This window comes from Streptomyces sp. H39-C1 (genome assembly GCF_027158125.1).
GTDB lineage: Bacteria > Actinomycetota > Actinomycetes > Streptomycetales > Streptomycetaceae > Actinacidiphila > Actinacidiphila fildesensis.
The window spans coordinates 59,000-75,703 of record NZ_JAPVLS010000046.1 but is presented as its reverse complement, the minus strand read 5'-3'; the positions used below and the strand labels follow the sequence as shown (position 1 = coordinate 75,703).

General features: G+C 69.9%; 22 protein-coding genes. 16 read left to right on the top strand and 6 right to left on the bottom strand.

The window, feature by feature from the left end:
• From O3W51_RS27750 to O3W51_RS27715, 8 genes are all read left to right on the top strand, one after another.
• Positions 1-191: hypothetical protein (locus O3W51_RS27750; RefSeq protein WP_269287649.1), on the top strand; the 191-nt coding region annotated here is incomplete at its 5' end.
• A 376-nt stretch (positions 192-567) separates the two neighbouring features.
• Positions 568-1,569 (top strand): serine/threonine-protein kinase, encoded by a 1,002-nt coding sequence (locus O3W51_RS27745; protein ID WP_187145154.1) that lies wholly within the window; start codon positions 568-570, stop codon positions 1,567-1,569.
• On the top strand, positions 1,556-2,011 hold the full coding sequence (locus O3W51_RS27740) for a hypothetical protein (RefSeq protein ID WP_244809647.1): 456 nt from the start codon (positions 1,556-1,558) through the stop codon (positions 2,009-2,011). The genes O3W51_RS27745 and O3W51_RS27740 overlap by 14 nt, the downstream gene beginning before the upstream one ends.
• A gap of 34 nt (positions 2,012-2,045) precedes the next feature.
• Positions 2,046-2,828 carry a hypothetical protein gene (locus O3W51_RS27735; protein ID WP_269287648.1) on the top strand — a complete coding sequence of 261 codons (783 nt, stop codon included), beginning with the start codon at positions 2,046-2,048 and terminating at the stop codon, positions 2,826-2,828.
• The gene (locus O3W51_RS27730; RefSeq protein ID WP_232485110.1) at positions 2,818-3,609 is read left to right on the top strand and encodes a vWA domain-containing protein; all 792 of its coding nucleotides are present in this window, start codon (positions 2,818-2,820) and stop codon (positions 3,607-3,609) included. The genes O3W51_RS27735 and O3W51_RS27730 overlap by 11 nt, the downstream gene beginning before the upstream one ends.
• Positions 3,610-3,665: 56 nt before the next feature.
• Positions 3,666-4,475, top strand: coding sequence for a PP2C family serine/threonine-protein phosphatase (locus O3W51_RS27725; RefSeq protein ID WP_138354412.1), 810 nt, complete (start codon positions 3,666-3,668; stop codon positions 4,473-4,475).
• The gene (locus O3W51_RS27720) at positions 4,472-5,620 is read left to right on the top strand and encodes a hypothetical protein (RefSeq protein WP_138354411.1); all 1,149 of its coding nucleotides are present in this window, start codon (positions 4,472-4,474) and stop codon (positions 5,618-5,620) included. Before O3W51_RS27725 ends, O3W51_RS27720 begins: the two co-directional genes overlap by 4 nt.
• A gap of 88 nt (positions 5,621-5,708) precedes the next feature.
• Entirely contained in the window at positions 5,709-6,038 is a 330-nt protein-coding gene (locus tag O3W51_RS27715; RefSeq protein ID WP_138354410.1) for a thioredoxin family protein, read from the top strand.
• Positions 6,039-6,304: 266 nt separating this feature from the next.
• Here O3W51_RS27715 and O3W51_RS27710 read toward each other — a convergent pair whose 3' ends face one another.
• Positions 6,305-7,408 (bottom strand): hypothetical protein, encoded by a 1,104-nt coding sequence (locus O3W51_RS27710; protein WP_269287646.1) that lies wholly within the window; start codon positions 7,406-7,408, stop codon positions 6,305-6,307.
• A gap of 353 nt (positions 7,409-7,761) precedes the next feature.
• On the opposite strand from O3W51_RS27710, the gene O3W51_RS27705 reads away from it, so the two are divergent.
• Positions 7,762-8,139, top strand: a complete 378-nt coding sequence (locus O3W51_RS27705) for a luciferase domain-containing protein (RefSeq protein WP_138354408.1) — start codon at positions 7,762-7,764, stop codon at positions 8,137-8,139.
• 168 nt (positions 8,140-8,307) lie between these two features.
• On the top strand, positions 8,308-8,718 hold the full coding sequence (locus O3W51_RS27700; protein WP_138354407.1) for a rodlin: 411 nt from the start codon (positions 8,308-8,310) through the stop codon (positions 8,716-8,718).
• Positions 8,719-8,809: 91 nt separating this feature from the next.
• Here the strand turns inward: O3W51_RS27700 and O3W51_RS27695 are convergent, their stop codons facing one another.
• The 3 genes from O3W51_RS27695 to O3W51_RS27685 form a co-directional block, all read right to left on the bottom strand.
• Complete coding sequence (locus O3W51_RS27695) at positions 8,810-9,040, bottom strand: hypothetical protein (protein WP_198357569.1); 231 nt, start codon at positions 9,038-9,040, stop codon at positions 8,810-8,812.
• 78 nt (positions 9,041-9,118) lie between these two features.
• Positions 9,119-9,340: a hypothetical protein gene (locus O3W51_RS27690; protein ID WP_198357568.1), complete on the bottom strand. Its 222-nt coding sequence runs from the start codon at positions 9,338-9,340 to the stop codon at positions 9,119-9,121.
• 229 nt (positions 9,341-9,569) lie between these two features.
• Entirely contained in the window at positions 9,570-10,079 is a 510-nt protein-coding gene (locus O3W51_RS27685; RefSeq protein WP_269287645.1) for a TetR/AcrR family transcriptional regulator, read from the bottom strand.
• A 245-nt stretch (positions 10,080-10,324) separates the two neighbouring features.
• Here O3W51_RS27685 and O3W51_RS27680 point away from each other — a divergent pair, with 245 nt between their 5' ends.
• The 3 genes from O3W51_RS27680 (at position 10,325) to O3W51_RS27670 (ending at position 12,274) form a co-directional block, all read left to right on the top strand.
• A complete protein-coding gene (locus O3W51_RS27680) occupies positions 10,325-10,765 on the top strand; it encodes an SPW repeat protein (RefSeq protein ID WP_138354404.1) in 441 nt (146 codons plus the stop codon).
• Positions 10,766-10,997: 232 nt separating this feature from the next.
• Positions 10,998-11,516 (top strand): hypothetical protein, encoded by a 519-nt coding sequence (locus O3W51_RS27675; RefSeq protein WP_138354403.1) that lies wholly within the window; start codon positions 10,998-11,000, stop codon positions 11,514-11,516.
• Positions 11,517-11,680: 164 nt separating this feature from the next.
• Positions 11,681-12,274, top strand: a complete 594-nt coding sequence (locus O3W51_RS27670; protein ID WP_138354402.1) for a TIGR03086 family metal-binding protein — start codon at positions 11,681-11,683, stop codon at positions 12,272-12,274.
• Between the two features lie 34 nt (positions 12,275-12,308).
• Here the strand turns inward: O3W51_RS27670 and O3W51_RS27665 are convergent, their stop codons facing one another.
• Both O3W51_RS27665 and O3W51_RS27660 read right to left on the bottom strand, forming a co-directional pair.
• Positions 12,309-12,968, bottom strand: a complete 660-nt coding sequence (locus O3W51_RS27665) for a response regulator (RefSeq protein WP_138354401.1) — start codon at positions 12,966-12,968, stop codon at positions 12,309-12,311.
• Positions 12,965-14,149 (bottom strand): sensor histidine kinase, encoded by a 1,185-nt coding sequence (locus tag O3W51_RS27660; protein WP_138354400.1) that lies wholly within the window; start codon positions 14,147-14,149, stop codon positions 12,965-12,967. Before O3W51_RS27660 ends, O3W51_RS27665 begins: the two co-directional genes overlap by 4 nt.
• 134 nt (positions 14,150-14,283) lie before the next feature.
• Here O3W51_RS27660 and O3W51_RS27655 point away from each other — a divergent pair, with 134 nt between their 5' ends.
• The 3 genes from O3W51_RS27655 (at position 14,284) to O3W51_RS27645 (ending at position 16,701) form a co-directional block, all read left to right on the top strand.
• On the top strand, positions 14,284-15,195 hold the full coding sequence (locus O3W51_RS27655; protein ID WP_198357566.1) for an ABC transporter ATP-binding protein: 912 nt from the start codon (positions 14,284-14,286) through the stop codon (positions 15,193-15,195).
• Positions 15,192-16,052, top strand: a complete 861-nt coding sequence (locus O3W51_RS27650) for an ABC transporter permease (RefSeq protein WP_138354398.1) — start codon at positions 15,192-15,194, stop codon at positions 16,050-16,052. Before O3W51_RS27655 ends, O3W51_RS27650 begins: the two co-directional genes overlap by 4 nt.
• 73 nt (positions 16,053-16,125) lie before the next feature.
• A complete protein-coding gene (locus O3W51_RS27645) occupies positions 16,126-16,701 on the top strand; it encodes a TetR/AcrR family transcriptional regulator (protein ID WP_138354397.1) in 576 nt (191 codons plus the stop codon).
• Positions 16,702-16,704 lie beyond the last annotated feature (3 nt).

The following is a 16,704-nucleotide window of genomic DNA, read 5'->3' as shown; positions in this document are numbered from 1 at the left end:
AACAGACCCGCGATCCGAGCAAAGAAGTCCTCGAACCACGCCGCCCAGACCTCAACGTCCCGCTGCGTCTCCACGCCCTGACCAACGACTCACCCGATCAGCAGGCACGAACCGCCCCTGTAGTACCGGCCCTGATCGCCGCCGAACTGATCCGCCGGTTCGTCGGCGCATTCCTCACCAAGGACCACTGATCACGCGAGACCACGCGAAACGCCGGCCGGGACCGATCCTCCCGGCCGGCGCCACGCACGCTGCCGGATGAGGCTCGAACCGGGCCCGGTTGCGACCTGCGCGTCCCACGGGGGCGGTCGGGGCCGGTATTGCGCCTGGGACCGAGTCAGGTGTTCGACCGACGGAGCTGGAACGGCCCGTATCGGCGGGCAGGCGCCAATGCCGGTCCGAACACGGCGAGATCCCGAGAATATCCGACGGTTCCCATAACTTCCTGATGCGTTTTGCGGGACACTCTGAGCAACCACGACGGCGGGGCGCGGACTGCCTGTGGCGAGCCAGGGACGGAAGCCGTGAACAGGGGGCGGAGTGCGGACTCCGATAAGTGATCCGCTAATGGTGGGGCCTTACCGCATTGTCGGTCGGCTCGCCTCGGGCGGTATGGGGTGGGTGTACCTCGGCAGGTCTGCGAGCGGCCGGGCGCTGGCCGTGAAGGTGGTGCGTCCCGAGTTCGCCGCCGACGCGGAATTCCGGCTCCGCTTCGCCCGGGAGGTCGAGGCGGCGCGGGCGGTCAGCGGTGCCTTCACCGCGGCCGTCGTCGACGCCGACACCCAGGGCGATCCGCCGTGGCTGGCCACGTTGTACGTCCCCGGTCCGTCACTCGCCGAGGCGGTACGGGCGGACGGGCCGCTGGCCGAGTCGGCGGTGCGGGTGATGGCTGCCGGGCTGGTCGAGGCGTTGCAGGCGATCCATGCCGCGGGCGTCGTGCACCGCGACCTCAAGCCTGCCAACGTCCTGCTGGCCGAGGACGGCCCCCGGGTCATCGACTTCGGGATCTCGCTGTTCGGCGCCGCCGCGAACACGATCACCCAGGTGGGAACGGTGATGGGCACACCGCCGTTCATGTCCCCGGAGCAGTTCAGGGGCGAGGTGGCGAAGCAGGCAAGCGACGTCTTCTCCCTCGGGGCGGTGCTGGCCTTCGCCGCGACCGGGGTCGCGCCGTTCGGCTCGGGCGTCGGCGTGATGTACCGGATCATCCATGAGCGGCCGGCGCTGGACGGTGTCCCTGAGGGGCTCCGCCCCCTGCTGGAACGTTGCCTGGCCAAGTCCCCGCAGGACCGGCCGGACCTAGCCGCGCTGCTGGACGAGGTCCTCCCCCGCGAAACGGCACCGGACGCGCCGGAGCCCGATCCCGAACCGGCACCCGTCCCCTCGTGGCCGCCGCCCGCCGTCGCCGAGGGCATCCGGGTACGCACCGACGACCTCAACGCGCGTAACCACAGCCGGGGATCGGTGACGTCCGTACCGTCCTGCCTGCTGCTCCACGCGCAGACCCTCCTCGATGCCGGGCTGACCGACCGCATGGTGGCAGAGGCGGTGGGCCGTGGCGGATTCTGAGTCCGCGCCCACCGGCGAGATGGAGCTCGGGTCCAGCTGGCGGAGGTTGGTGCGTGCCTGGGCGGACCGGAGCCACTACCGGTCGACCGAGGACGATGCCGCGATCTCGCTGGAGTTCGACCTGGCGGGCTCGGACCACCCGGTGACCGTGCGCTTCATGGCGACCAGGGATCTGCTGGTGGCCTTCATGACGGACGGTCACATCCTCAAGCCCGACCAACTGGCTCTGGCCGCCGCGGCGTCCAATGCCTGGAACACCGAGCAGCTGATCCCCATGCTCTCGGTCTGGGACGTACGAGGGCCGGGCCCGTGCCTCGCCGGCGTCTGCACCCTTCCCCTCACCTGCCGGATGAACCATCAGCAGTTCGGCGTACTCGCCACCAAATGGACCGAGCACGCACGCCAGATGTTCACCCGGTGCCACCGCGTCTTCGAACTGTAGAAATCCGCGAGTAGAAGGAGCTGGGGAGCCTCTCGTGCCATCCGACACGGCGCAGCGCGGTCGTCCGATCGCCATGATCCTCACAGCGGTGCTGCTGCTCGGCCTCACGGCCGCCGTGCCGGCGGCAGCGGCACCCGCCGACCCACCGGCGTCCTGCACGACGGCCCCGGCGAAGCCCGCCGACCCGAAGGCGCACTGCCCGGCCACGTCACCGACCTGTGTGACGCCGTCCGCCGGCGGGACCGCGCCCAAGACGACGACGCCCGCCAAGCAGCCGCCCGGCGGCAAACCGACGACCGGCAAACCGGCCACCACCAAACCGGGATCCAGCTCGACAAGCCCCTGCCCGGGCGAGAAGACACCGGCCGGCGAGCACACCAACTGGCTGCTCACCGGCTCCATCACCGCCCTCCTGGGGGTGCTCCTCGCCCTGCTCGCGGTGGCCGTCCGCCGTTCGGGCACCGGCCGCCACTCCGCCCACGCCCCGGCACACCACGACGCCCCGGCATCCCGCCACGAGGCCGATCCGATGGCATCCCGCGCCCCCACCGTGCCCACGCACCTGCCGGGAGCCCGCCGGGCACCGCGGCCGGGAAACCTGCGTCGCGCCACGGTCGCCACCGACCTCCATCCGCAGGGCTACGTCGAGATCGACGAGTGTCTGTTCCGCGCGGTGTGGTCGGAGCCCGCGGAATCCGCGCCGGGGACGGGCGGGCCCGTCGACGTGGCACGCCCCGACCCCCATGACGATTCCCACGACCCGCACGTCCTGCTCGCCTTCCCGGCCGACACCCGACGGAGAGACCATGCGCGATAACACCCACCCCATGACCGTGCGCGTGAACCAGCAGGCCAGCACCCTGCCGTACCAGTACGCGGACATCGAGATCGAGAACAACGCGCAGCGCCTCCCGCTCGTCCTGTGTCTGGACACCTCGCACTCGATGCTCGGCGCGCCCATCGCCTCCCTCAACGAGGCGCTGCGTGACTGGACCCGGGAACTGCACGACGACGTCAGCCTCAGCTACAGCGTCGAGGTCGCCGTCCTGACCTTCGGCGACGCCGGGGTGAGTGCCTGGCAGGGCCCCAATCTGCTGCCGTACAACAGCCCGGTCAGTCCGTTCGTCCCCGCACACCTGTTCCAGCCGCCGCAGCTGAAGGCGGCCGGGGTCACGTTGATGGCCGAGGCGCTGGAGCTGTCGGTGCAGATCGTCGCTGCCCGCAAGGCCGAACTGCGCCAGCTCGGCCTGCAGTTCTACCGTCCGCAGATCTGTCTGGTCACCGACGGCCTGCCGACGGACGCGACCGGGCACCCCACCGATGCCTGGCGGCGCGTCGTCCCGGTCCTCACCGAGGAGCAGCGGGCGCGGCGGTTCCGGCTCTACGCGATCGGCGTCGGCGGTATCACCGACCGGGGCGAGGAGGTCCTGCGGGCCTTCGCCCCGACGTTCAACGCCCGGCTGCACGGATTCCCGTTCCGCGAGCTGCTGCAGATGATGTCGGCCAGCGCCAACGCCGAGCAGAGGGGCGCGGGGGACGAGGTCTTCGAGAAGATCTTCAGTCAGTTCAAGACCCAGCGGCCCGCCTGGGAATCCTGATCCGGACCGGAACCGACGGGACCTGAAGAGTACTGACGGGTACTGGGAGACGACACATGGACGATGACAGCAGCGGCGGCCCCGGCGCGCAGTGGCGGGTCCGCGGCGTCAGCGTCGAGGGCTACCGCCACCGGCGGACCGGCACCCCGTGCCAGGACTCCTGGCTGTACACGGTCTCCGGACCGCCGGAGGATTCGGTGACGGTACTGGCGGTCGCCGACGGAGCGGGCAGCCGCGCCCGCTCCGACGAGGGCTCGGCGCTCGCGGTGCAGCTGGCCGTCGAGTGCTTCACCCGGCGTTCCGCCGAGTTGCCCCCGACCGCCTCCGGCGTGCGCGCGGCGCTGCGCGAGGCGTTCCTGGACGTCCGCGACGAGTTCCTGCGGCGCACCGGGGACGAGTCGAACGACTTCGCCACCACGCTCACGGTGGCGGTGCTCACCCCGCGATGGATCGGCTATCTCAGCGTCGGCGACGGCTTCGTCGTCCTCAGGGCCGGGACCGTGGACGGTGTGCCGCAGTTCCATCTGCTGCCCCAGCCGGCCGCGGCCAGCGAGTACAGCAACGAGACCGTGTTCCTCACCTCGACGGACGCGGAGCGGTGGGTGCGTACCGCCTGCGTCCGCGACCCCGAGGTCGACGGTGTGCTGCTGTCGACGGACGGACTCGCGCAGATCGCCCTGACCTGGGTGGACGGGCAGCCGCACCAACCAAGGGCGTCCTTCGTCGCCGCGATGCTGCGGACGCTCGACTCCCCCGGTGACGACCCTGACGAGGACGACGAGGCGCTGGCCGTACTCCTGCGGTCGGACAAGCTGACCGCGGTCAACGCCGACGACAAGACGCTGCTGAGGGCGGTGCGCCCATGACCGGGCACAGGATTCTGCTGAACGGCCTGCCGGTGGAACTCTCCGAGCAGCCGCTCAAGAGCGGCGGCGAGGCCGCCGTGTACACCGTGGTCGGCAACGACGGGATCGTCGTCAAGCTCTACCGGGACACCCCCGGGCCCGAGCAGGAACGACGGCTGGCCCGGATGCTGACGATGACCCCGCTGGGCGGCCGGCCCACCGACCGCGCCCAGCCGTCCGAGCTGGCCTGGCCGACGGCTCCGGCGCGCAGCCCCGGCGGAGACTTCCTCGGCTACGCCATGAACCGGTTCGGCGAGCCGCAGCACATCCGCCTGGTCGGGCTGTTCACCCGCGCGCAGCGGCTGCGGCTGTTCCCCGAGCGGGTGGACTGGCGATTCCTGCTGGGCGTCAGCTGGAACCTGGCCTTCATGACCGCCCGGATGCACCACGAGGGCCTGGTCGTCGGAGACTTCTCCAGCAACAACGTCGTGGTCGACGCGAACGGCTTCGTCACGTTCCTGGACTGCGACTCCATCGCCTTCACCGATCCCGCCACCCAGGAGTACTTCCCCTGCCTGATGCAGACCGCGGACTACTGCGCCCCGGAGCGGCAGAAGGGCGGGCCGGCCACTCCGGCCAGCGACGACTTCGCGCTCGCCGTGCTCGTCTACCAGTTGCTGACGGTGGGGAACCATCCCTTCGGGGGTGTGCCGCACGACAGCGACTCGCAGTCGACCGTCAAGGACAACATCGCCGCCAGCTGCTCGTACGTGGTCCAGCCGGAGCGGATCATCGTCCCGCGCGGGGTCATCGACCCGGCCGTCCTGCCGCCGACCCTGCTGAACCTCGCCCGCGCCGCCTTCGGCCCCGGCGTGTCGAACCCGCAGGCCCGTCCCTCCGCCGAGGACTGGCTGCGGGCGCTGGACCACGAACGCGGCCGGGTCCAGAGCTGCCCCGTCCGGCCCCGCCACACCTACAGCTCGCATCTGCACGCCTGCCCCTGGTGCGAGCGCGCGGGGCGTACCGGCCAGGACGACTTCAACGTCGTTCTGCCGCCTCCACCGCCGCCGGCGATTCCCAAGGAGTCGCACGCCCTCCGCAACTCCATGATCATCGTGGCGGCGCTGATCGTCCTCCTGATCCTGCTGGGAGCGCTGGCCAACTGACCTCGTGATGTGATGTGGCACAGCAGCGAGCCCGCGGGAGCGGGCCGGGACGATCGCTGCCGTACCGATCGCAATACAAGGAGAGTCGATGGCCAGCCGGGTCCACCAACCGATGGAGAACGAGGAGTTCGACTTCATCCTCGCGAGGGCCGACGGACCGGTGCTCGCCTACTTCTGGGGGATCTGGTCGGAGGCGTGCAAGGAGATGGACCCCATCGTGCGCGAACTGGCCGGCGCGTACGGGGACCGTCTCACCACCGTGAAGACCGACATCACCCGCTGCCCCGCGGCCACCAAGCGCTACGGCGTGACCGGCGCACCCACCTTTCTCCTGCTCGTCCAAGGAGAGGTGACGGCGACCGGGACCGGACCGATGACCCGCGAGCAGCTCACGGCGTTCCTGGACGCGCACCTCTGAGCGCCCCACGGCCGGGCCGTTCTGACCGGACGGGAAGCACCGGGTCCACCGCCGGACACTCCGGCAACGAAACGGCACGCATCTTCTGACAGTGCCGGTCGACCTCACCGGCTGATGCGCCGGCTGATTCGTCAGCTGATCTCTTGCGGGAGGTCGGGAGGTTCGGCCCGTCCGCCCGGAGCGCTCAGCGCATCCGGGCGGACGGGATCCGGGGATCCGACGGTCTCCCTGGCGCCGCTCACGCGACGCCGTTGGACAACGGCCGGCTACTGCTGACGGCGCTGGCGGCGGGTTGCCACCACGAAGACACCACCGGCGACCAGGCTGGCTGCCGCGGCGATCTCCAGCCCCAGCTCGTTGCCACCCAGACCCGTTTCGGCGAGCCCGCCGGTCGTCCCACCATGGCTGCCGCCGGTCGTTCCACCGTGGCTGCCACCGGTCGTTCCACCGTGAGTGCCACCAGAGGTACCGCCCGTGGACGTGCTGCCACCGGTCGTGCTGGTGCCGCCCGAAGAGGAGGAACCGCCGGAGGACGACGAGCCGCCGGAGGACGAGGAACCACCCGAGGACGAGGTGCCGCCGGACGACGAAGTGCCACCGGACGACGAAGTGCCGCCCGAGGACGAAGTGCCGCCGGAGGACGACGAGCCACCGGACGACGAGGAACCACCCGAGGACGTGGTGCCACCGTGCGTTCCGCCGGTCGTTCCGCCATGGGTGCCGCCGGTCGTCCCACCGTGGGTACCGCCGGTGGAACCGCCCGTGGACGTGCTGCCACCGGTCGTCCCGCCGTAGGACCCACCGCTGGTGCCACCCGAACTGCTACCGCCCGAGGACGTGGAGCCGCCGGTCGTTCCACCGTGCGTCCCGCCGGTGGTCCCGCCATGGGTGCCACCCGAGGATCCGCCGCTGGACCCGCCGGACGAACCGCCGGACGAACCGCCCGTGGTGCTGCCGTAACCGCCGGTCGTCGAACCACCGGTGCTGTGGCCGCCGGAGGACCCGCCGGAACCGCCCGACGAACCGCCGCTGGAACCGCCCGAGGTGCTGCCGTAGCCGCCCGAGCTGGAGCCCCCGGTGCTGCCACCGGAATCGCTGCCGTAGCCGCCCTTCGCGTGCTCCTCCTTGTGAGTGTCACCGGCGTGATCGGTGGGCCCGCACGGACCGTGGCCGCAGTCCTTCCAGAGGTTCCAGTCGCTCCACCCGTACCAGTCGGTCCAGGAGGTGTCGCCGTGGCCGGAACGGGGGAGCACGCTGCGGTGATGGGAGGAGCCGGAGTCGGTGACCAGGGGTACGGCGATGGCCACGGTGGGGGCCATCGCCGCAGCGGCAGTGAGACCCAGGACGAGGGCACTTCGAATTTTCTGCATGCCAGACCTTTGCTGTCGTGCTGTATGGGCTTCGGCTCGGGACGGTCGCATCGACACGGGCCGTCGAGCGGGCAACGTTCCACCGGCAGGCACACTCGGACCACTCATGGGGCGAGGCACACCCTCATGCAGGGCAGATTTCACCCGGACAGGTCAGCCTTCGTGACATTCGACGAACCCACGGCCGCCCTCCGGTCACACATCCCCGGAGGGCAGAACGGCATCGACCACAGCAAGAATTTCGGCCGCATTCGGCGGCCCTGACCAGTGACGTTGCATACGGCGGCCTACCGGCGGCCGGATGGCGCCCCCAACCTCTGTGCGCGACGGGGAATCTGCGGCAGGCTGATGCCATGAACTCTGCCAGACATGCCAGGGAACAGCTGATGAGCTGGCCTGGTCTCACCGGTGGCCGGGCCAGTTGCGGCAGTGAGTACTGCGTGCGCACAGGCGCCCAGGAGATAGTCCATTTCCACAGCGCGCAGGAAGCCGAGGTGCACCTGTCCCGCACCATGGTCGCCAAACTGCTGCCGGCGCTGAGCGAGTCCACCGCGCTGCGGGTGCACCACGGTTCCGGCTGGGTGACCGTCCGGCTCGACTGCCGCACCGACATCGACCTGCTCATCACCCTGGTCAGCGCCGCGCTCCAGGCCGGTCCGGCTGTCGCGGAGGAAGAGCTCTCGGGACTCGCCGCGGATCCCTGCACCCATCAACGTCAATACGCCGCCTGACAACACCTCAGCACGCAGGATCCCCGGCGCCCCTGGGACTTGGACTCCAAGTCCCAGGGGCCCCTTTCGTTTGCCTCCATACGGGTGAAGCCCCATAACCAAATCCGCGCGGGACAGTTGATCAGGCAGACCCGGTACCAGGTCAATTTCGCACAAAAAGGACTTGTGATGATCAAGAAGTTCCTCGCCACGGCCGCGGTGGCTGTCACCGTCGTCGGCGCCACCGCCGCGATGGCCGCGCCCGCGATGGCGATCGGCGACTCGGGCGGCGCCAGCACCACCAACGGCAACGGTTCCGAGCAGTCGTACGGCAACACCTACACGAGCGGCTACATGAGCCCCTCGTTCGGCCTCATCCAGGGCTCGCTCAACAAGCCCTGCATCGGCCTGCCGGCGAAGGCCAACGTCGGTTCGCTCGTCGGCCTGGTCCCGATCAGCGTGCAGGACATCAACGTCCTGTCCTCGCCGCAGAACCAGCAGTGCACCGAGAACTCGTCGCAGATCAAGGGCGACGAGCCGCTGTCGCACATCCTGGACCAGATCCCGGTCCTGTCGGGCAACGGTGTCGCGAACCACTGACACACCCCGCTCGAACGTTCTGGCCGCCGGTGACCACCGGCGGCCAGTGCCGTTTTCCCTGCCGTTTCTCAGGGGCGTTCAGGGGGCGTTTTCAGGGGCGGGGCGCCAGGTTCCGCACCGGCCGCAGGCTGAACCGCGAGAGGAAGCGCCGCAGAAGGAGCCCCGCGATTGCGAGGGGGACCATGACGGCGGAGATGGCCAGCAGAACCACGTCCAACGAATTCCGGACGAGTGAGTTCCAGTAGCCGAGGTCCGAGGGGCGGGCGACGACGGCCGTGTCCTCCGGGTCGTACACGATCGCCATGGCCGTGCCGTCGCCCACTCGCTCCGTCTTGAAGGCGAGTGACGATTCGACGGAGTGCCCGCCGGGCGGGGTGAACCGTACCCAGCAGGTGACGGGTTACTCTGCACCGTTCTCGTCGGTGGTGCCCTGCTGGCACCTCGTCACCGTGCCCTGAGCCTCAACTCCGCGACTTTTCAGGGACGATGTCACCTTGGCGTGACCGGGGATGGTGAACACCAGGGTGATGATGAATCCGCCCAGCCCCACGACGATCATGACGACGGACATGACGGTCAGATAGCCGAAGGCCTTGGGCGGACGTGCCGACCGCGTGCTCATCGGCTCCCCGTCGTGCTTGGTATCAGGACGAACACCCCTCCAGCCGGTCCGGGGCATCAGCATCGCAGGGATGATCACTTCGGTGCCAGGCTCAGGTCGGCGTCCCGTCAGGGCCAGGCCGGCGGCGGTAGGTGCCGAACCATTGGCCGTACGCCATCTCGCGGGCGACCTTGGCGTCGTCCTCCGCGCCGCCGGTCGTCACCTGACGGGCGATGACCTGCTCCCCGCCCTAGGCGAGCACCTGTCCGGCGGTCACCGGGTCGACGTCCGCGGAGAGCCGGCCCTCGCGTTGCTCCTCCTCCAGCAGCGACGCGATGTGGTGCGCGAAGCGCTCGATCTCCTGCGCCCTGGCCTCGCGAACGACCGGATCGTACGCGGCGACCTCCGCGACGGCGGCCAGCAGTGGCGCCCGCTCCCGGCAGTACGCGAGCCGGCCCGCGTAGACGGCGGCCAGCGCCTCGGGTCCGCCGCCCGGACCGGTGGGGCGCCAGGCCGCGCCCCTGCTGAAGAGTTCGTCCTTCATCGTGGCGGTCAGCCGGATCAGGACCTCGGTCTTGTCCTGGAAGCAGAGATAGAAGGTGGAGCGCGCGATCCCCGCTTCGCTGGCGATGCGCCGAACACCCAGTTCGGTGAAGCACTCCCCCGCGTCGAGGAGGCGCTGCACCGCGGCGAACACCACGCGCTCGGTGCCGGCGCGCCGCTGGGACTGCTGCGAACGGGGACGGGTGATCGAGGCCATTCCTTCCTCCTTCCGGTCCTTCCGGTGAGGTGCGTTTCCGAATCGCACTCCCTCCAGATCGGACATTTCCTAAGTTAATGGCAGTCGGACATGGTGTCCAACATCATGTCGGACACCCCGTCCGGCGGAGGCCGCCAGCACGGCACGGCAGAACCTACACATAACGGCAACTTAGGCGCACAATGGACTCGCGGTAGATACCGCAAACGCGGTCAGACTTGCATAAGCCGAAGGAGGCGAGTCGTATGGCCGACGTGTCACACCGCCCGGGGGATATCGCAGCACATCCGGACGTATCGGAAATGCGTGATCGCTACGCCCGCGTGCTCGGAGGCCGGGGGATCGTAGGAGTCGACGGACTGCTGCTCCTGGCCGGGCTGTACGCCGCCATCTCGCCCTGGACGGTGCACTTCGCGCCCACGTCCCCGCAGTTGGCACAGAACAACCTGATCATGGGCATCGCGGTCGCCGTGTTGGCGCTGTGTCTGACCATGGCCCCGGATCGCATGCAGGGCATGAGTTTGGCGTGCGCGGCGATCGGCGTCTGGCTGATCGTCTCCCCGTGGGTGGTCATCCGTCACCCCGAGACCGGCGCGATGTGGAACAACATCATCACCGGCGCCGTCATCTGCCTGCTCGGCCTCGCGGCGGCAGGAATGATGATGAGGAACAAGAGAGAGTCCTGACGCCGGGACCACATCCGACGCGGACAAAGTACTGATGGTCGTCCTGGAGGGGCCGGCGAATGCCGGGGACGGCCATCCGTGCGCGCGGCGGAAGCCGGCCCGATCACCCTGGACACGCCCGGCCCCGGCCGGGCGTCCATTCGTGGGGACGTGGCGTCCGCGGCGGCGTCCGCTCCTGGATTGCGGGTACCAGGACAGCGTGAGTGGATGCAACCAGGAGGTGTCGCCCACCATGACCGCTTCGGATCAGGACCACGCGTCGCAGAACCGCCCGTCGCAGGACCACCCCCAGGGTCCGCACGAGATCAACCAGCACGGGGCGGAATTCAACGCCAACGCCGAGAAGCGCCGGCACGACGAGGCGCAGGCGCACGAGATTCACACCGTCGCGACGGACGCTCTCATCGCCCGCAGCCGCGCCCTGCGGGCCACCCTGCAGGACCTGCACAGGGTTCCCACGGGCGCACCGGAGGGCCTGCCCGCGTTCCGGGAGGCGTTCCGGGCGCACTACGCGGCGAAACAAGCGACGGTCCACCCGCTTCTGGAGCGGCACGACAAGGCCTCCGTGGCGGTGGTGCGCGATCGCGAGGACGGTGCTCAGCTGCTGAGCCGTCTGGACGACGTCATCGCCGGCAAGGTGGCCGTCGAGGGCATGACGCTCACCACGCAGCTCGTGCTCGGCGAGATCGACCAGTACCTCCTGCACGAGGAGCGCGACCTCGTGCCGTGGATGCAGCGCAGTCTCCACTAGGCCGGGCTCCACCAGGTCGGACGCGGCCGTCCGGGGGCCTCCAGGCTGCCGCGCGAAACAATATCGGCGCGACCATCGGCGCGACCGATGAGTTCCGCGGCGCCATGCCGTCTACCCCTTCGTTGCCACGCATACTGCGAACACGCGCCGAAGGAGTCACTCCCATGACAGCGATGCTCGACCTCGGTCCCGCGGCCCAGCGACTGGCGGACCTGCTGAGCGCCATCCCCGACGAACAGCTCACCGCGCCGACACCGTGTGCCAAGTACACCCTCGGCGACCTCCTCGACCATGTCGACGGCCTCTCCCACGCCTTCCTCATCGCCGCCCGGAAAACGCCGCTCAGCGAGGGTTCCCAACCGCCCTCCCCCGACGCCTCCCGGCTCGGCGCGGACTGGCGCACCCGCATCCCCGAGCAGCTCACCACCCTCGCCGAGGCCTGGCGCGATCCGGCCGCCTGGGAGGGGATGACGGAGGTCGGCGGTGTCACGATGCCCGCCGGCATGATCGGCAGGGTGGGCCTCAACGAACTGACCATCCACGGCTGGGACATCGCCCGCGCCACCGGGCAGCCGTTCTCCGCCGACGTCCAAACGCTCGAAGGCTGCCGCGAGTTCGTGGAGCCCCTGGCCGCCCCGGGACAGTCCCCCGCCCGCCAGGGCATCTTCGGCCCCGCCGTCGCCATCCCCTCCGACGCCCCGCTCCTCGACCGCATCGTCGCGCTCACCGGACGCGACCCGGCATGGGCCGCCGCCTGATACAGGGAAAGGCGGGAAGCCCTGGCAGTAGGCGTCAGCGGGGCGGGGATACGAGGCCGAGTTCGTACGCGATGATGACGAGGTGGACGCGGTCGCGGGCGGCGAGTTTGGTGAACAGGCGGGCGACGTGGGCCTTTGCGGTGGAGACGCTGATGACGAGTTCCTCGGCGATCTCGGTGTTGGACAGACCGCGGCCCACGAGTGTCAGGACCTCGCGCTCGCGGTTGGTGACGCCGTCCACCGGGGCGGGGTGCGGGGTGGTGGGCTCGGGGCGGCCGGCGAACTCCGCGATGAGGCGGCGGGTGACACTGGGGGCGATCAGGGCGTCACCGGCGCCAACGACTCGGATCCCGTCGAGAATGGACTCCAGCGGCATGTCCTTGACGAGGAATCCGCTCGCTCCGGCGCGCAGCGCGGCGTAGACGTACTCGTCGTCGTCGAACGTGGTGAGGACGAGGACGCGCGTCGGCAACTGCGGGTCCTCGGTGATGAGTCGCGCGGCTCCGATGCCGTCCAGCACGGGCATGCGGATGTCCATGACGGCGACGTCGGGGCGCAGTTCCGTGGCCAGGGACACCGCCTCGGCGCCGTTCGCGGCCTCCCCCACGACTTCGATGTCGGGGGTGTCGGCGATCAGGACGCGCAGGCCGGTGCGGACCAGGGGCTGGTCGTCGGTGAGGATGACGCGGATCATCGGGCGGTCACCCCGGCCATCCCGGCCCCGGCGGGCACCGGGAGCCGTGCGGCGACGCGGAAGCCGCCTTCGGGCCGCGGGCCGGCGCTGAATTCGCCGTGCAACAGGCTGACCCGCTCGCGCATACCGACGATGCCGTACCCCGCTCCCCCCTCGCCGCCGCAGCCGAGGTCGACGACCTCGATGGACAACTCCTCGTCCCGGTAGTCGACGCTCACGCTGCAGTCCCGGGTGCCGGAGTGCCGCACGACGTTGGTGACCGCCTCCTGGATGATGCGGAAGGCGGAGAGGTCGATGTCGGCGGGCACGGGTCTGCGTTCGCCGCGCCACCGGACGTCGACGCGCACACCGGCTTCCCTGGTCTTCGCGACCAGTTGTCCGACGTCGGCCAGTCCCGGCGCCGGGTCGAGGGGCGCCGAGTCCGCATCCGACTGGCGCAGCGCGCGCAGCGTCCGCCGGAGCCCGGACAGGGTCTCGCGGCTGGTGGCCTCGATGGCGTCGAGTGCTTTGCGGGTCTCGTCGGGCTGACTGTCCATGACGCGGCTGGCCACACCCGCCTGGATGGCGATGATGCCGATGCTGTGCGCGACCATGTCGTGCAGTTCGCGGGCGATCCGCAGCCGCTCGGCGGTGACCGCCTGTTGAGTGGCCCGGGAGCGCAGCGTCTCGGTGTAGGCGCGGCTCTGGTGGATCGTGTTGCCGATCAGCCAGGCGATGACCGCGGTCGACGCGACGGCGGCCTCCGCCGCGATCCCGGCGTCCCCTTCGCGTATCAGCCGGGTGACCGTGAAAGCCGTCACCAGAACGACCGGCAGCATGGCGGCGAGGATCGAGATCCGGCGCGAGCGGGTGGCCGCGATGTAGCCCACCACTCCGTCGGCCAGCAGGAAGACCACGATCGGCGCCTCCACCACACGCGATCCGAGGGCGACGACGACGCCCGCGAGCGCCAGGCCGAGTGACGCCAGCGGCGCGCGGAACAGCAGCAGGGCGCCGAAGGTGGTGACGACCGCGACGATGAGCAGCGGGCCACCCTCGATGTTGCCGTCGAGTTCGGTCAGATGACGGAACTCGTCCGGCCGTTGGAAGGAGCGCACAAGGATGAGCGTCGACCAGAAGGCGCCGACCCACACGCCCATGGGCAAGCGCTTCAGCAATGGAGGACGGTGGGTGACGGTCATGGCCCGATCGTAGGTCACCGGCCTCCACCTGCGCATTGGCCCGTGGATGTAGTCCCCGGGGCCACCTCGGCACTTGCGGAAGGTGGCCGCCGGCCCGATGCGGCACCGGTTGCCGGACCGGCACCGTTGGCATCGTGATTGAAGCCGACCGACTGACCAAGAGCTACGGCGACACCCTCGCCGTCGAAACCCTGACCTTCACCGTGCGACCTGGACAGGTGACCGGATTCCTCGGCCCGAACGGTGCGGGCAAGTCCACCACTCTGCGGATGATCCTGGGACTGAACACCCCGACCGGCGGGTCCGTCACCGTCGACGGGGTCCCGTTCGCGGACCGGCCGCGCGGACTGCGCCATGTCGGCGCGCTGCTGGACGCGCAGGACGTGCACGGCGGGCGCAGCGCCGCGGCGCATCTGTCCGCCCTGGCGCGCAGCAACCGCATCCCGCTGCACCGCGTGGACGATGTCCTGGCGGAGGTCGGGCTGGCCAAGGCGGCGCGGCGCCGCATCGGCGGGTTCTCCCTCGGGATGAAGCAGCGGCTGGGCATCGCGGGCGCTCTGCTCGGTGATCCTCCGGTGCTGCTGTTCGACGAACCGCTCAACGGCCTGGACCCGGAAGGCGTGCTGTGGGTGCGCGGCCTGTTCCGACGGCTGGCGTCCGAGGGCCGCACCGTGTTCGTCTCCAGCCACATGATGGGCGAGATGGAGCACACCGCCGATCATCTGATCGTGATCGGTCAGGGCCGGCTCATCGCCGACCAGAGCCTGGAGGACTTCTCGGCCCGCAGCACCGGCACGGGCGTGACCGTGCAGACGCCCGAACTCGACGCGCTGGCAACCGTACTGACCGCCGAGGGTGCGTCGGTGCGTCATGAGAGCGGCACGGTGGGGCGGGTGGCCGGACTGAGTGCGGCCCGGATCGGCGAACTCGCCCACCTGCACCGCATCATGCTGCACGAACTCGCGACCCAGACCTCTTCGCTGGAGACCGCGTTCATGGAACTCACCGCCGACAGCGTTGAATACCTCGCAGGAGATCCCCGATGAGCACGATGACCTCGACCGCCGTAACGCCGCCGGCGCGAATGACCGATCCCGCGGTGCGGTTCGTGGACCTGCTCGCGGCCGAGTGGATCAAAATGCGGTCGCTCCGGTCGACCTACTGGGTGCTGGTGGTCAGCGCGTTGGTCGCCATCGCGGTCAATCTCAACGCCGTCCACACCGACCTGACCTACATCGACCAGTCCGCGAGGCCGGGGATGCCCCCGTACCGGTACGACCCGCTCTTCCACGGTCTCAACAGCATCGCCGTCTACCTCATGATGCTCGCGGCGGCCAGCGTCGGCGCCATCTCGATCTTCGGCGAGTACGCCACCGGAATGGTCCGTACGACGTTCGCCGCCGTACCCGACCGGCGAGCGGTGGTGGCGGCCAAGGTGGTCGTCGTCACCGCGGTCACCCTCGTCATGGGCGTGATCATCTCGACGGCGTCCTTCTTCGGCACCAACGCCATGCTGGCCTCACGCCATGTCGGCCTCTCGATCAACGACCCCGGCTGTCTGCGCGCCGTCACGGCGTACGCGCTGATCGTCCCGGTGTCGGCCCTCATCGGCATCGCCTTCGCCGCCGTCATCCGGCACGCCACGGCCACGATCGTCGGCCTGGTGTCCCTGCTGTTCATCGCTCCCCTGATGTTCGGCGGTGACCGGTACAAGCTCCTCAAGGAGATCGGCCACTGCCTGCCCATCGCCGCGGTGGACCGGCTGAAGGAGAACCCGGACAACCCGTACTTCGACCCGGGTAAGTACCCGGCAACGATCACCGGGTCCTGGATCGCCCTCGGCTGCTGGGCGTTGGTGTCGGTGGTCGTCGCCATCGTTGTCGTGCGGCGCCGGGACGTGTGAGCCCCGGGCGCATCGGGCCCGTTGTCCTCGCCGGTTCATTTACGGATCGATCCGTTTCGTTTATGCTGAGGCCATGAACCGAGGACGCCCGCGGGACGGCAAGGTCGACGCGGCGGTCAGTGACGCCGTACGGGGGATCCTGGACGAGGTCGGGTACCAGCAGTTGAGCATCGACCGCGTCGCGGCCCGGGCGGGGGTCGGCAAGGCGGGGATCTACCGGCGGTGGCGGTCCAAGGCCGAGATGGTGTTCGTGGCCGTGGTGCACGGGACGGAGATCGCCCCGCCCGCCGACCTCGGCGGTCTGCGGGCCGATCTGACCGCTCTCGTCGAGCAGATCATCGTCCTGCTGTCCGCGCCGCACGCGCGGAAGGCGCTGCCGGGGCTGATCGCCGACATCGCCGCCGACCCGGAGTTGGCGACCCGGTTCGCCGCCACGTTCATCGACCGTCAGCAGAACGTACTGGCCCGGATCCTCGAACGGGCCACCCAGCGGGGTGAGATCCGCAGCGGGTCCGATCCGGTACTGGCGCACGCGCAACTGCTCGGCACCGTCTTCGTCCATCTGTTCATGCTCGGCGGCACACCGCCGTCGGACCTGCCCCGGCGGCTGGCCGACGCGGTGGCCGCCGGGCTCGACACTCCGGAGTGACCC